Raw genomic sequence first — 14,182 nt, 5'->3', positions numbered from 1 at the left:
CCTCCTTGGCGGGCGGCGATCGGGTCGAGGTGAGTCAGGTTCGGACGGCGGTGGAGATCGTGGTGAAGGTGATGCCCGCGGTGATGAGGCGGGTGGTGAGGGCGTCGCCCATGGCGGTGGCGGGGGTTACCTGGCCCGCGGTTGGGGGGAGGTCGTCGAGGGCTAGGGCTAGGGCGGATTCGGCGAGCATCTTGGCGGTTTCGGTGTAGCCGGGGTCGCCGCCGGTGAGTTCGGTGTGGACTCGGGTGTCGCCGCCGGTGCCGATGAAGGTGGCTTTGAACCAGGAGCGCTCGCGTTGCGCGGCGGTCGGGCCCTCGCCGGAGGTCTTGCGGGACAGGAGCCAGTTGCGCAGCGGGCGGACCTGGGAGGCCGCGATCAGGCCAGCCGCTCCCCCAGCGACCCCCAGGGCCGTGGGCAAGCGTTTGACGGCCAGGTGGTGGCCGTAGGTGAACTCCGTCCCGTACCGGTCGGAGGCGCGCGCGGAGCGCAGGACTATCTGCGGGTCGATGGTCGGTAGCGGTACCGCCCAGATCCCGAGGTCCTGCACCTTGCCCCCGTGGGCCTTACCGCGCACCCGACGCACCGACCGGGGTTCGACTCTGCGGCGCTCGGCGGCGGCCTTGCGCATGTCGTTGAGCCGGGAGAACGCGTTCACGGCCGACTGGAACGTGCCGCCGGAGATCGAAGCCGAGACGGTGAGGTAACCGTCGACAGTTAGCGGTACGTCGTCTGGGAGCTGCTTGACCGTATAGAGGACACCCAGGTCATAGGGGATCGAGTCGAACCCGCAGCAGTGGACCAGCCGCGCGCCCGTTTCGACTGCCTTCGCGTGGTGGCGCAGGTAAGTGCGGTCGACGAACTCAGGTTCACCGGTGAGGTCGACGTAGTCAGTGCCAGCGGCCGCACATGCGCCTACCAGCGGATCGCCGTAGGTGATGTAAGGGCCGACAGTGGTGATGACGACCCGGGTCGCCTCCGCGACAGCGGTGAGCGACGCCGGGTCGTTGACATCGGCCGTGAGCAGCTCGAGGTCCGCGATGCCGAGGCGGTCGCGGACAGCCGCCAGCTTCGCCGGGTTGCGCCCCGCCAGCGCCCAGCGCAGGCCGGTGGGCGCGTGCTCAGCGAGGTACTCGGCGGTCAGCTGGCCGGTGAACCCGGTAGCCCCGAACAACACGATGTCGAACCTGCGGCCGGTAGGCATGACCACACCCTACCGGCCGGTAACCCGATGCTCACGTCCAGAAGACGGCGAGTCCCACGTTGAGCACGACCAGACCGCCCAGGGTCGGCGGCAGCCAGCGCGGGTTGGTCTTCTTCGCGGTGAACGCGAACGCCAGCCCGAGGACCGCGAGCACCACCAGGAGCTTGATGCCCAGCTTCATGTGGTTGTACTCAGCCCCGGTGAGCGGGGCGAGCACCATCAGGGCGATCCCGGTCACCAACTGCAACCCCGCGCCGTGCAGCCAGCCCTTGTTCACCTCTTCGGGGGAACGGAACTGCAGCAGCAGGGCGCCGATCAGCGCGCCCATGCCGAGCAGGTGCAGGAAGACAAGCGAGTGTCGGACGAACTCCACGCCTAACCCCTTCTCCAGGCCCGCCAGCCGATGACCCCGATCATGGTGCCGAACAGCAACGACGCCGCCGTCAGCAGGGCGTGCACGACGAAGAACCCGGTGGGTCCGCCGTCGAACGAGCGCGGGTCCGACCAGATGTTGCGCAGGAAGTTCGGCCAGATCAGCCAGGACCACACACCGAAGCCCACCAGGAACAACGCCGAGCGCTTACTCATACGGGCAGTATCCAGCGCGGATGTCCGGCCGCCCACGTGTGGGTGACAGGCCGGATCGTGCCCTGATCGTGACAGGCCCTACCCTGCAGGGGTGCGCTTCGCAGCCCGCAGGACCGTGACCGCCTTCCTCGTCCCGCTGTGCGCCCTGCTGTTCGGGGCGGTGCTCGCGACCCCCGTGGCCGCGCAGCCGGTGGTCCGCAAGGGCCAGCAGCAGACAACGGGGACCCAGGCACCGTCGCAGAACAGCGCCCAGTGCCAGAACCACGACCGGCCGCCGCCCCCGGTGGACACCTCGGAGGAGCCCAAGCCGGGCCAGCCGAGCCCCGAGCCGCTCCCGGTGCCCAAGGAGCCGGTCGGCGGGACCAGGATGGGCGAGTGCGGTCTGGTGGTGCCCAACGGCGCCAAGGCCGCCATCGCCGGGGACATCACCTCCGCGTCCTGGGTGATCGCCGACCTGGACACCGGTGAGGTGCTGGCCGCCAAGGACCCGCACGCCAGGGAGCGGCCAGCGTCGCTGATCAAGACGCTGCTGGCCGTGGTGGTCATCCGGGAACTGCGGCTCGACGAGGTCGTCACCGGCACGCAGGAGGACGCGAACCAGGAGGGCACCAAGGTCGGCATCGGCCCCGGCGGCCAGTACACGGTCCGCCAGCTGCTGTTCGCCCTGCTCATGCGCTCCGGCAACGACGCGGCGCACGCGCTGGCCGCCCAGCTCGGCGGCGTGCCCAAGGCGCTGGACAAGATGAACGCCCTGGCCAAGGAGCTCGGCGCGTTCGACACCAGGGCCGCCACCCCGTCCGGCCTCGACGGCCCCGGGATGAGCACCTCGGCCTACGACCTGAGCCTGGTCTTCCGCGCCGCGATGAAGCACAAGGAGTTCGCCGAGGCGATCGGGACCAAGTCGCTCGACTTCCCCGGCTACGGCACCAAGCCCGGCTACAAGGTCATCAACGACAACAAGCTCCTCGGCCGCTACCAGGGCTTCACCGGCGGCAAGACCGGCTTCACCGACGACGCCAGGCACACCTACGTCGGCGGCGCCAAGCGCGGCACCGCCCGCATCGCCGTCGTCCTGCTGCGCGGCGAGCTGAACCCGAACCCGCTGGCCGAACAGGCCTCCCGGCTGCTCGACTACGGCTTCGCCCTCGCCGCCGAGAACACCAAGGGCGTCGGTCAACTGGTGGACCACGCCCCCGAGGCCCAACCCAAGCAGGGCACCGGCCTGGGCACGACCTCCGCCAGCGACTCGCAGCAGCCCACCAACGCCGCCAACACCAACAACGACGCCCTCCCCCCGGACGCCCAGCGCTCCGCGTTCGGCAACTTCGGCGCCCCCCTGGTCGGCCTGGCAGGCGTCGCGATCCTCGTCTCGTTCGCCCTCTGGTTCCGCCGCAAACGAGCCCGCGCCGCCCGCGCCCGCCGCGTCGCCGCAGGCTGATCAAGGTCTCTGTTGGCCCCGTCCGGCCGCTTTGGCCGGGCGGGGCTTTTTTTGCTGGGACTGGGCCTCTCGCTGGGCTCATCGCTAGGCACTCCCCTGTGCGCCCTGTCCGGCCGCTGCGGGCCCTCTTGCGGCCATCCCGACCCGCCACTTGCCAGCCTCCGGGAGCCCCGAGGCAAGCGATCCACTGTCGCCCTACTGGGCGAACTTCTCCGCTCCCACCACCCACGACCACCATCCGCCCAGGTCGCCGCTATCCACAACGCCCCAAGTTATCCACAGCCCCCACCGCCCCACCCCGTCGCCCCTTGACTCTCGGTAAACTGGCGTCGGGGCCGCCCCCCGGAGAGGGTGGGGGCTGGGGTCGGTGATCTTGGTCGGCGCGGCGGAACTGGGGAGCGCCTCCGAGGATTGCCCGGCGATGTGGCGTCCTGGGTGGCGCCGGTGGCCGCGCCCAAGGCGACGCGAGTGGCAGCGCCCCAAGTGGCGGCGCAGGGGCTGTCAGGTCAGGTGGGGCTTCCACGGGTGGTCCGCGGGGAGTGCGGCCGTGAGCCAGTGGCGCTGGGCCTCGGTGAGGATAGGCAACGCGGCGGTGAAGTCGGTCCAGTCTTTTGGGCGGGGGGCTTGGGACTTGTAGAACAGCTGCACCTCGGGCGCGAGGTACGGGATGCCGCGGGTGTCCAGGGCGCCGAGGGTGGGGAGGGGGCGGCGTAGGCGGGGGTCGCGGCGGGAGATCCAGTCGGTGGTCGAGGACTCGTCGATCATCAGCTGGAGTTGCCACGGGCCGTTGCCGCGGCGGCACCAGATGTCGTGGATCCCGAACGGCAGTGACTCCCCCGGCAGCCACGGCCGGAGGCTGCCCGGCGGGTCAGCGGCCCACAGTTCCCAGCCTGCTAAGACCTCCTGCACGGCTACGTGGTCTCGACGCAGCAGCAGGACATCGATGTCGTCGTGCTCGCGTATCGGCCGACCTAGCGCCAACTCGATCGCATAGCCCCCAGCGATCCACCAGGGGGCCTCGAAGCCCGCGAACAGCCGGGCGACCTCCGTGACCGGCAAGGGCTCCCAGGTCACTTGCGGCGGCGCCAGGCCAAGCCGAGCAATGCGCCGACGCCGACGAGGCCGATGGCTTCGCGGAGGCGGGGGGTTCGGGCCTCCTCCACCACCGGGCGGATCACGGCGGGCGGGGGTGCGGCGGGGGGTTCCTTGATGATGTTCTCCTTGGCCGTCGCGGTCCAGGCCGTGACGAGCAGGAGGAAGCGGGAGACCAGGTTCGCGAACACGAGCAGACCCACGATCGGGCCGATGATCGCGCCCAGCGGCCCGCCCAGCACGGTGTTCAAGTACAGCGCGCCGACCAGCTTCAGGACCTCGAACCCGATGGCGGCGGCAAGAGCCCCGCGAACCGCGCTCTTCACGCTCACCGGCTTGCGAGGCAACCGCGCGATCACCCACAGGAACACGAGCCAGTTGGCGCCGATCGACAAGACAGTCGCGACGATGAACAGCACGACCTTGGCCCACCCGTAGCCGCCTAGGCCTACCGCGTCCAGCAACGTGTCAGCCAGACCGCTGCCGATCGCGCTAAGACCGAACGACACGGCCATGGCGGCGCCCAAGCCGAGCAGCGCCAACAGGTCCATCAGCATCCCCTTGAAGAACGGGGGGGATACGAACTTCTGGCCCCACTGCGCGGTGAGCGCGTCGCGCAGGTTGCTCATCCAGCCGAGACCGGTGTACGCGGCGGTGAGCAGACCGATGATCCCGACCTTGCCGCGCTCGTTGATGGCCGTGTCGACAAGGTCGTTCAGCGTCTCGCGGATGCTCGTGGGGGCCGCGTTGACGATGCTCTTACGCAGCTCCTCCAACGTCTCCGGTTGGCCTGTCAGCACGAAACCGAGGACAGCGACACCGATGAGCGTCAGCGGGAACAGCGACAGCACGCTGAAGTACGTGATCGATGCGGCGAAGTGGTTGCCGTAGCGCTCGGTGAACGCGTCGAAGGCCCGGATCAGGTGGTCGATGGCTGGCCGCCTGGCACGCAGCCGGGTCAGCGCCGACTCGTTCTCGGTCACCACGGGAACTCTAGCCGCCCAGGCCACGGCCGCAACGCGAAAGATCTTCAGGCGGGCGGGTTTCAGACCAGATCATCGCCCGAACGGGGACAGTTGGCCGGAGATCGGGTGATGATCGTTCACCACGGACCGACCGACCCCTAACGTCGGCGGAATCCGCGTTTTCGAGCCGATCATGAAAGGTCACCATGACCCACACCCTCCAGGGCGTCGACGTCGCCGACCTGGTCCCGTCGCTGGGCGCCCAGCACTCCGTCGCCGTGACCAACAACTCCACTGTGGACGGTCGAAACGCCGTCCTGTTCCAGGGCTCGCCGTCACTGCCGGACAACGCCGTCCCGCTCGCCTGGCGCGCCAGGCTGTCCCGCCCCGGGACGACGGTCGCGCTCGAATGGACGTTGGACTACTGCTTCGTCCACGGCAGGCAGGGCAACCTGCACGACGGCGTCGACTACGGGGCAGCGGGCATCCTGGACGCGAGGCTCGCCCGCTACAACGTCGCCGGTTTGTCCTACCGCGCCGGGAACTTCGGGTTCCGCAGGGAGATCGGTGAGCACCCCGACGGCGTGCTGGCGGTCTTCCAGGACGACACCGTCCCCGGCCAGGGCGCCTACCGGCGCGGCTGCGTCGGCATCGGCATGGACGGCGCCGCCACCTTCGTCGCGGCCACCGAGCCCGGGGTCGACCTCACCTTCGACCCGCACCCCGAGTACTGGCTCACCCTGGCCCGCTACGCCGCGGGCGCCGTCGTCGACCCGGGCTCGACCCAGGCCGTCAGGCTGACCTTCCCCGGCGGCAAGACCAGGGCGCACGCGGTCTTCACCGGCACGACCTGGACCGTGGACTACCGCTAGGCGAGGAACCCCGCCTTGTCGTAGACCCGCGCGAGCGTGGCCGAGGCGACCTCTCTGGCCCGCTCAGCGCCCGCGCGCAGCACCTTGTCCAACTCGGCCGGGTCGTCCAAATAGGACTTGACCCGGTCGCGCACCGGCGTGGCGAACTCGGCGACGACCTCGCCGAGGTCCTTCTTCAGGTCGCCGTAGCCCTTGCCGTCGTAGGCCGCCTGCAGGTCCTCGACGGTCCGCTCGGTCAGCGCCGAGTAGATGCCGAGCAGGTTGCTGACCCCGGGCTTGTTCTCGGGGTCGAACACGACCTCGCGGCCGGTGTCGGTCACCGCCGAGCGGATCTTCTTCGCCGACACCTTCGGCTCGTCGAGCAGCTCGATGATGCCGTTGGGGCTCGAGGCGGACTTGCTCATCTTCGCCGTCGGGTCCTGCAGGTCGTAGATCTTGGCGGTGTCCTTGAGGATGTAGGGCTCCGGCGGCGTGAACGTCTTGCCGAACCTGGAGTTGAACCGCAGCGCGAGGTCGCGGGTCAGCTCCAGGTGCTGGCGCTGGTCCTCGCCGACCGGCACGTACTGCGGCCGGTAGAGCAGGATGTCGGCCGCCTGCAGGACCGGGTAGGTGAACAGCCCGACGCTGACCACGCCCTGTTTGGCCGACTTGTCCTTGAACTGGGTCATCCGGCTGGCCTCACCGAACCCGGTCAGGCACTGCATGACCCAGCCGAGCTCGGCGTGCTCGGGCACCTGGCTCTGCACGAACAGGGTGGCCTTGGCCGGGTCAAGCCCGAGCGCGAGCAGCTGCGCGGCGGAGACCCTGGTGCGCTTGCGCAGCAGCTTCGGGTCGTGCTCGACGGTGATGGCGTGCAGGTCGGCCAGGAAGTAGAACGCGTCGTGCGTGTCCTGCAGCGCCACCCACTGGCGGACCGCGCCGAGGTAGTTGCCCAGGTGGAAGGAGTCGGCGGTCGGCTGGATGCCGGACAACACGCGCGGCTTGCGCTCCGGTGTCGGGCTGCTGTCTGTGGACACGGCTCCCAGTGTCGCAGGCACGGCCCCCGCCAGGTGCGCTGGCCCAACCGGCGGATTGTGCGCACCGTCCCAAGGTGACAGGTTCTGCGCAGGCCTCGCCGCATCTCGTGCGCGCCTACCGGCGTCGGCAGGCCCCGATCCCCGACCTGGAGGTTCCCCCAGTGCACAGACGTTCCCGAGTCCGCCTGCTCGGCGCCGCGGTGGTGATCGCCGCGGCCGCGACCGGCCTGGCGACCGCGGCGGGCCAGGCCACAGCGGCCCCCGCAGCCCCGGCCGTGTCGGCGGCAGGCGCGGCGCACTTCGTCGTCCTCGGTGACGAGCACCGCGGCCTGGCCCAGGTCGAGCGCGCGGTGCGCGACTCCGGCGGCACCGTGCTCAAGAGCTGGCCGCAGATCGGCGTCGTCATCGCGACGTCGGACAAGGCCGACTTCGCCACCGTCGTGCGCCGCAAGAACGGCGTGCGAGGCGCGGGCGCCACCCGCAACCTGGCCGAGCTGGCCACCACCCCGCCCGCGGCGCGCATCGCGGCAGGCGCGAACGCCAAGGCGCTGGAGGCGACCGAGGCCGTCGTCACCAACGGCGGCAAGGGCAAGCCGACCGACCCGGGCGACCCGCTGAGCGTCAACCAGTGGAACCTCGGCGCGATCAAGGCCGACCAGGCGCACGCGCGCTCCGGCGGCAGCTCGAACGTCGTCGTCGGCGTGCTCGACTCCGGCATCGAGGCCACCCACCCCGACCTCGCGGCCAACGTCGACGCGTCCCGCTCGGTCGGCTGCACCAACGAGGGCGTCCCGGACACCACCCCGGCCGCCTGGGCGCCGACCACCAGCGACCACGGCACCCACGTCGCGGGCATCATCGCCGCGGCCAAGAACGGTGTCGGCGTCGTCGGCGTCGCCCCGAACGTCAAGCTGGCCTCGGTGAAGGTCGTCGACGACGAGGGCTACATCTACCCCGAGTACGCGATCTGCGGGTTCGTGTGGGCGGCCGAGAAGGGCATCCACGTCACGAACAACTCGTACTTCATCGACCCGTGGTTCCTGTGGTGCCGCACCGACGCCGACCAGCGCGCCGTGATCACCGCCGTGACCCGCGCGGTCGACTACTCGGCCCGCCGCGGCGTGGTCAACGTCGCCGCGCTCGGCAACAGCAACTGGGACCTCTCGCACGACATCACCGACTCGGGCAGTCCGAACAACGGCACCCCGACGACCCGCGAGACCGGCCCCGAGTGCCTCAACCTGCCGAGCGAGATCGACGGCGTCGTCGGCGTCTCGTCGACCGGTGTGAAGAACGAGAAGTCGTACTTCTCGAACTACGGCATCACCGAGACCGATGTGGCCGCCCCCGGCGGTGACCGCATGCAGGTCCCGAGCACGCCCGACGCCAACGGCCGCATCCTCTCGACCGTGGTCGGTGGCGCGTGGGGCTACAAGCAGGGCACCTCGATGGCGTCCCCGCACGCCGCCGGTGTGGTCGCGCTGATCCGCTCGACGCACCGCAACTGGCCCGCCCCGGTCGTCATCGGCGCCCTGCACGTCGGCGCCGACCGCCTGCCGTGCCCGGCTGGCGTGTACGACCCGGACGGCACCGGCGCGTGGCTCGCCACCTGTGAGGGCGGCAAGTCGGGTCGCGGGTTCTACGGTTCCGGCCTGATCGACGCCTTGGCGGCGGTCCGCTAGTTCCAGACGACAAGAGCCCCCCGCCTTGGTGAGGCGGGGGGCTCTTGTGCGTTCTGGTGGTCTTAGGCCGGGTTGTCGGCCTGAGACCTACGCGGAGCGGGCACCTTCAGCGGCGCGACCACCACGGGCACAACCGGCGCCTTCGACGCCTTGCGCCTGCGCAGCAGACCCACCGCGAGCCCACCGACCCCCACGATCACCGCCGCGATCCCGACCGGACCGGCCACGGTGAACGGGACACTGCTCTCGACCGTCCCCCCGGTCCCGGCCACCGCACCAGGCGCCGACCCGACCAGGAAGACCACGGCCACCGACCCGGCGACCGCCATGCGCGACCCCAGCGCGCGCGCAGACCACGCGCTCACGAATCGACACCCTTGGACACTGCTCTACCGTCCCTCGATTGGACTAGCACCATCGGCCTGGTCCCCGGAACCCGCGACCGATCGTGGCGGCCACGACCGCACGTTCGGCTGACCCGAGCGAGACTATCCCCCACCAGAACCCCGTGCGGCACGGGGTAGTCGATCACCACACCGCCACCCGGCCACCAGCCACGTGGCACCGCTCACAGAAGCCGACCCCGACCAGCGGAACAGCCAGTACCCACCCGACCGCACCCCGTGACCCACAGGCGCCCCACACTCCACCCACACGAGTGACCCCAACCAGCCGCGGCACACCCGCCCGACGTGGCCTGCCGAGCGGTCACCACGGGCTCAGGGTGTGGTCTTCAGCCAGCGACGGCTTCAGTCCCTCAAGGGTTCCGTCGTGAGCGTCAGTCCGCGGGGGGCCAGTCGTAGGTGGCGGTGACGGGGGCGTGGTCGGTCCAGCGGGCGTCGTAGGTCTCGGGGCGTTCGACGGTGATGGTGTGGGCTCGGGTGGCCAGGCGCGGGGTTGAGACGTGCAGGTCGATGCGCCAGCCGGAGTCGTTGTCGAAGGCTTTGCCGCGGTAGGACCACCACGTGTACGGGCCCGGGCCGTCGGGGTGCAGGACGCGCAACACGTCCCGGTAACCGGCTTCGTCGAAGACGCGGGTCATCCAGGCGCGTTCGCCGGGGGTGAAGCCGGCGTTCTTGCGGTTGGCCTTCCAGGCCTTGAGGTCGATCTCCTGGTGGGCGATGTTCCAGTCGCCGCAGACGAGGACCTCGCGGCCGTCGGTGGCGGCCTTGGCGCGCAGTTCGACGAGGTAGGGCAGGAAGGTCGCCATGAAGCGCTCCTTCTGGTCCTGCCGCAGGGTGCCGACCTCGCCGCTGGGCAGGTAGACGCTGGCGACGACCAGGTTCGGGAACCAGGCCTCGACGTAGCGGCCGCTGGCCTCGAACTCGGGGACGCCGAAGCCGACCCTGGTGGCCTCCGGTTCTTCCCGCGAGTAGATGGCGACGCCGTTGCGGCCGCGCAGCAGGGTGGACTCGGCGTGCACGGTGTGCCAGCCCTCGCTGACCTCGGCGGGCAGCTCATCGACCGGCGAGCGGACCTCCTGCAGGCACACCACGTCAGCCCGCGTGGCGGCCAGCCACTCCAGGAAGCCCTTCTTGGCGGCCGCGCGCAGCCCGTTCACGTTGACGGTGGAGACAGTCAGCACGCGAACACCCTAGGGCGGGGCCTACCCGCAGTCGCGCCCGGCCAGCGGCTTGAGGAACTCCGCCGCCGCCCACCGGTTCTCGCCGAGCTTGCGGAAGCCGTTCTGCACGAGCTTGTCCGCGTCGGTCTCGGCGCCGGTCTTGAACTTGCCGACGATCTCGGCGGCCTGCTCGGGGGCGGCGCGCACGTTGAGCACGTCGGCGGTGACCTCGACCCGGCAGCCGCTCACGGCGCTGGTCGGCGACGACTCGCTGTTGGGCGGGTCGACCCCCATCGAGTAGATGATGGCCACGGCGACGATCCCGCCGCCGACGAGCAGGGTGCCCTTGGGCAGCAACACGACTCACACTCCACGGTGCGCGGACGGCTCCCCACCACGGTCCCGCACCCGACCGGACCCGCGCCAGTGCCGGTGACCGGAACCACCCACTGGGGCCAACGCCGGGCACGGACCGTCACGGCGGGCACGGGAACGGCCCCCGCACGAGGTGCGGGGGCCGTCCGGACGAGCAGCGGTCAGCCAGCGGCCTTCTGCAGGTTCTCGTCCAGCGTCGCGAGGAACTCCTCGGTGGTCTGCCACTCCTGGTCCTTGCTGACCAGCAGGGCGAGGTCCTTGGTCATCCGGCCGCTCTCCACGGTCTCGATGACGACGCGCTCGAGGGTCTCGGCGAAGCCCGTGACCTCGGGGGTGCTGTCGAGCTTGCCCCGGTGCGCCAGGCCGCGGGTCCACGCGTAGATGGACGCGATCGGGTTGGTCGAGGTCGGCTTGCCCGCCTGGTGCTGGCGGTAGTGCCGGGTGACGGTGCCGTGCGCGGCCTCGGCCTCGACGGTGCTGCCGTCGGGGGTGGAGAGCACGGAGGTCATCAGGCCGAGCGAGCCGAAGCCCTGCGCGACGGTGTCGGACTGGACGTCACCGTCGTAGTTCTTGCAGGCCCAGACGTAGCCGCCCTCCCACTTCATCGCCGCGGCGACCATGTCGTCGATGAGGCGGTGCTCGTAGGTGAGGCCCTTGGCGTCGAACTCGGCCTTGAACTCGGCCTCGAAGACGGCCTGGAAGATGTCCTTGAAGGCGCCGTCGTAGGCCTTGAGGATGGTGTTCTTGGTCGACATGTACACCGGGTAGTCGCGGCGCAGGCCGTAGGAGAAGGAGGCGCGCGCGAAGTCCTCGATGGACTTGGTGAAGTTGTACATGCCCATGGCCACGCCGCCGTCGGGGCCGTAGTTGGCCACCACGTGCTTGATCGGCTCGGAGCCGTCCTCTGGCGTGAAGGTGATGGTCAGCTCACCGGCGCCGGGGACCTTGAAGTTGGTGGCCTTGTACTGGTCGCCGTGCGCGTGGCGGCCGATGATGATCGGCTTGGTCCAGCCGGGCACCAGCCGCGGGATGTTCGAGATGATGATCGGCTCGCGGAAGACCACGCCGCCGAGGATGTTGCGGATCGTGCCGTTGGGCGAGACCCACATCTTCTTCAGGCCGAACTCCTCGACCCGCGCCTCGTCCGGGGTGATGGTGGCGCACTTGACGCCGACCCCGTGCTGCTTGATGGCGTTCGCGGCGTCGATGGTCACCTGGTCGTCGGTGGCGTCGCGGTGCTCGATGCCCAGGTCGTAGTACTCCAGGTCCACGTCCAGGTAGGGGTGGATGAGCTTGTCCTTGATGAACTGCCAGATGATCCGGGTCATCTCGTCGCCGTCGAGTTCGACGACCTTCCCCTGGACCTTGATCTTGGCCATGAGCCGCGGTGCTCCTCTCGCCTTGCTACGCCTCAAACGGTACAAGCGTACTGCTACCCGGGCGCACAGCGCCTGTGGGCACGGTCACCCGGATGGTAGGTCCGTCAAGGTATCCTGACAGACGTGGACGAGATGGACCTGCCGGGACACCGCGGCGCGATCACCGACCTGCGCCCGCACTGCGACTGCGGCTGGGCGGCCGACCGGCACTTCCGCACCAGCGGCGAGGCGGTCGAGCACTGGTTCCGGGCGCACGCCCTGCCCGAGGTCGAGTCCCAGCCGCCGTCCTGGCTGCTGGTCAAGTCCGACGTGCTGCGCGAGCAGGTGGAGGAGCTGATCAGGACCCGGCCGGAGGTGGCGCTCAAGCTGCTGCGCGAGGTCGAGTCGTGGCACCGGCCGCTGACCCAGCGCGCGGTCGCCGCCGCCCGCACCTCCGGGGCGTCCTGGACCGACGTCGGCCAGGCGTTAGGCGTCACCCGGCAGGCCGCGCACGAACGGTTCCGCGAGCTGGGCTGACGGCCACTCGCTGGCCAGCATCGCGTAGACGGCCTCGTCGGCCCACCGGCCGCGCACGAACTCGTTCTGCACGAAGTGGGCCTCCTTCCGCATCCCCAGCCGTTCGAGCAACCGCGCCGAGGCAGTGTTATCCGCGTCGAGCCGCGCGATGACCCTGTGCATGTGGAGGTCGTCGAACGCGACGCGCATGAACTGGGCGGCGGCCTCGGTGGCGTAACCGTGGCCCTCGAAGTCCGGGTGGAAGATGTAGCCGATCTCCACTGTCCGGTGCTCTTTGCTCACCCAGAACAGGTGCACCTCACCGAGCAGGTCCCCGGTCTCGACGAGTTCCACCGCTAGCACCAAGCGGTCGCCTTCGGCCCTCAGCTCAGTTAGACCTGTCCGCTCGGTCAGCGCCTGCTCGACCTCTACGCGCGAACGCGGTCCCCAGTAGAGGTACCGGGTCACGTCCTCGCGCGACTGGGCCCGGTGCAGCGCGTCGAGGTCGTCGGCGGCGTAGCGGCGGAGAACGAGTCGGCGGGTCTTGATCGGAAACGAGGGGAGCGGCACCCCCTGGATCCTAGAGTGGGCGGGGTTTGTCGGCTTCGAGTTTCCTGGGGGTCACCGGTGTCGACCGGTCCTACGCACGCGATGAGCGGTCTTGCCGCGTGGGCTGCTGTCACCGCGCTCGCCGAGGGGCACAACCTCGGCAGCCTGTCGGCCAAGGGCTGGCTGGTCGGCGCGGTCCTGGCCACCGGCGCGGCCCTCTTACCCGACCTGGACCACCCCGAGTCGACCGTCTCGTCCACCTTCGGCCCGGTCACCCAGGCCGCGTCCAAGGTGTTCAACGGCATCAGCCACGGCGTGTACCGGTTGACCCGCACCAAGCGCGACTCCAACCGCGACGGCGGGCACCGCGGCCTCACCCACACCCTGGTGTTCGCCCTCATCGCGACCGTGGTGACCACCGCGATCATCCAGACCAGCCAGTCGTGGGCGCTGCCGGTGCTGATGTTCTTCTTCAGCGGGCTCGCGGTGCGCGGGATCATGCACAAGTGGTGCCCCCGCAACGACGCGCTGTGGATCACCGGGACGGCGCTGCTGCTGACCTACGCCTGCCTGAAGTGGACCGACCAGACGACCGCGGACGCGGCGGCCTGCGGGGTCGCGGTCGGCATCGGCTGCATCGCGCACTACCTCGGCGACGCGATCACCGAACAGGGCTGCCCGATCCTGTGGCCGGTGCCGATCGCGTGGAAGACCTGGTTCCCCATCGCCCCACCGAAGATCATGCGCATGCGCACCGGCGGCCGGGTGGAGATGACCCTGGTCGGCCCGGCGCTGACCGTCGTCGCGGTCTGGATGTCGGCGATCGCACTGCACCGCACCGGAGTCCTGCCGATGCTCGACGGCGTCCCGCTCGCCCCCTGGTCCTGACTACTCGCAGGCTGGTCCTGGCCCCCGCGTCCTGACCACTTGCAGGCGACCCGGCCCCACCACCCCGCGCGGTCGGGG

The 14,182-nt window shown here is 70.1% G+C and carries 16 protein-coding genes; 5 read left to right on the top strand and 11 right to left on the bottom strand.

Annotation, left to right across the window (positions count from 1 at the left end; genetic code table 11):
- Nucleotides 1–34 precede the first annotated feature (34 nt).
- Genes LV79_RS08555 through LV79_RS08545 form a run of 3 tightly spaced genes read right to left on the bottom strand, consistent with a single transcriptional unit; the run spans nt 35 to nt 1,789 of the window.
- Nucleotides 35–1,201, bottom strand: coding sequence for a saccharopine dehydrogenase family protein (locus tag LV79_RS08555; protein ID WP_253833893.1), 1,167 nt, complete (start codon nt 1,199–1,201; stop codon nt 35–37).
- Between the two features lie 31 nt (nt 1,202–1,232).
- Nucleotides 1,233–1,574 carry a hypothetical protein gene (locus tag LV79_RS08550; RefSeq protein ID WP_253833891.1) on the bottom strand — a complete coding sequence of 114 codons (342 nt, stop codon included), beginning with the start codon at nt 1,572–1,574 and terminating at the stop codon, nt 1,233–1,235.
- Between the two features lie 2 nt (nt 1,575–1,576).
- Entirely contained in the window at nt 1,577–1,789 is a 213-nt protein-coding gene (locus LV79_RS08545) for an SCO4848 family membrane protein (RefSeq protein ID WP_253833888.1), read from the bottom strand.
- A gap of 91 nt (nt 1,790–1,880) precedes the next feature.
- Here LV79_RS08545 and LV79_RS08540 point away from each other — a divergent pair, with 91 nt between their 5' ends.
- On the top strand, nt 1,881–3,227 hold the full coding sequence (locus LV79_RS08540) for a D-alanyl-D-alanine carboxypeptidase family protein (protein WP_253833886.1): 1,347 nt from the start codon (nt 1,881–1,883) through the stop codon (nt 3,225–3,227).
- A 501-nt stretch (nt 3,228–3,728) separates the two neighbouring features.
- Here LV79_RS08540 and LV79_RS08535 read toward each other — a convergent pair.
- Together LV79_RS08535 and yhjD are read right to left on the bottom strand one after the other, a co-directional pair.
- On the bottom strand, nt 3,729–4,301 hold the full coding sequence (locus LV79_RS08535; protein WP_253833884.1) for a nucleotidyltransferase domain-containing protein: 573 nt from the start codon (nt 4,299–4,301) through the stop codon (nt 3,729–3,731).
- Entirely contained in the window at nt 4,298–5,305 is a 1,008-nt protein-coding gene (yhjD, locus tag LV79_RS08530) for an inner membrane protein YhjD (RefSeq protein WP_372495286.1), read from the bottom strand. The genes LV79_RS08535 and yhjD overlap by 4 nt, the downstream gene beginning before the upstream one ends.
- A 185-nt stretch (nt 5,306–5,490) precedes the next feature.
- Between yhjD and LV79_RS08525 the strand changes: the two genes are divergently transcribed.
- Nucleotides 5,491–6,156 (top strand): RhiA family protein, encoded by a 666-nt coding sequence (locus LV79_RS08525; RefSeq protein WP_253833881.1) that lies wholly within the window; start codon nt 5,491–5,493, stop codon nt 6,154–6,156.
- On the opposite strand, the gene trpS is transcribed toward LV79_RS08525, so the two are convergent.
- Nucleotides 6,153–7,172, bottom strand: a complete 1,020-nt coding sequence (trpS, locus tag LV79_RS08520; protein ID WP_253833879.1) for a tryptophan--tRNA ligase — start codon at nt 7,170–7,172, stop codon at nt 6,153–6,155. The genes LV79_RS08525 and trpS overlap by 4 nt on opposite strands.
- A 161-nt stretch (nt 7,173–7,333) precedes the next feature.
- Between trpS and LV79_RS08515 the strand changes: the two genes are divergently transcribed.
- Nucleotides 7,334–8,854: a S8 family peptidase gene (locus tag LV79_RS08515; RefSeq protein WP_253833877.1), complete on the top strand. Its 1,521-nt coding sequence runs from the start codon at nt 7,334–7,336 to the stop codon at nt 8,852–8,854.
- 62 nt (nt 8,855–8,916) lie between these two features.
- Here the strand turns inward: LV79_RS08515 and LV79_RS08510 are convergent, their stop codons facing one another.
- From LV79_RS08510 to LV79_RS08495, 4 genes are all read right to left on the bottom strand, one after another.
- Entirely contained in the window at nt 8,917–9,219 is a 303-nt protein-coding gene (locus LV79_RS08510) for a hypothetical protein (RefSeq protein ID WP_253833875.1), read from the bottom strand.
- 413 nt (nt 9,220–9,632) lie between these two features.
- The gene (locus tag LV79_RS08505) at nt 9,633–10,439 is read right to left on the bottom strand and encodes an exodeoxyribonuclease III (protein WP_253833873.1); all 807 of its coding nucleotides are present in this window, start codon (nt 10,437–10,439) and stop codon (nt 9,633–9,635) included.
- 21 nt (nt 10,440–10,460) lie between these two features.
- Nucleotides 10,461–10,778 (bottom strand): SH3 domain-containing protein, encoded by a 318-nt coding sequence (locus tag LV79_RS08500; RefSeq protein ID WP_308208929.1) that lies wholly within the window; start codon nt 10,776–10,778, stop codon nt 10,461–10,463.
- A gap of 176 nt (nt 10,779–10,954) precedes the next feature.
- On the bottom strand, nt 10,955–12,172 hold the full coding sequence (locus LV79_RS08495) for an NADP-dependent isocitrate dehydrogenase (RefSeq protein WP_253833871.1): 1,218 nt from the start codon (nt 12,170–12,172) through the stop codon (nt 10,955–10,957).
- Between the two features lie 123 nt (nt 12,173–12,295).
- Between LV79_RS08495 and LV79_RS08490 the strand changes: the two genes are divergently transcribed.
- The gene (locus LV79_RS08490; RefSeq protein ID WP_372495285.1) at nt 12,296–12,688 is read left to right on the top strand and encodes a hypothetical protein; all 393 of its coding nucleotides are present in this window, start codon (nt 12,296–12,298) and stop codon (nt 12,686–12,688) included.
- Here LV79_RS08490 and LV79_RS08485 read toward each other — a convergent pair.
- Nucleotides 12,638–13,237 (bottom strand): GNAT family N-acetyltransferase, encoded by a 600-nt coding sequence (locus tag LV79_RS08485; RefSeq protein WP_253833869.1) that lies wholly within the window; start codon nt 13,235–13,237, stop codon nt 12,638–12,640. The genes LV79_RS08490 and LV79_RS08485 overlap by 51 nt on opposite strands.
- Nucleotides 13,238–13,294: 57 nt before the next feature.
- Here LV79_RS08485 and LV79_RS08480 point away from each other — a divergent pair, with 57 nt between their 5' ends.
- Nucleotides 13,295–14,104, top strand: a complete 810-nt coding sequence (locus LV79_RS08480) for a metal-dependent hydrolase (protein ID WP_253833867.1) — start codon at nt 13,295–13,297, stop codon at nt 14,102–14,104.
- Nucleotides 14,105–14,182: the final 78 nt, after the last annotated feature.

It is taken from the genome of Actinokineospora globicatena (assembly GCF_024171945.1).
Lineage (GTDB): Bacteria > Actinomycetota > Actinomycetes > Mycobacteriales > Pseudonocardiaceae > Actinokineospora > Actinokineospora globicatena.
The sequence above is the reverse complement of the archived record's forward strand: the minus strand, read 5'-3'. Positions and strand labels throughout refer to the sequence as shown.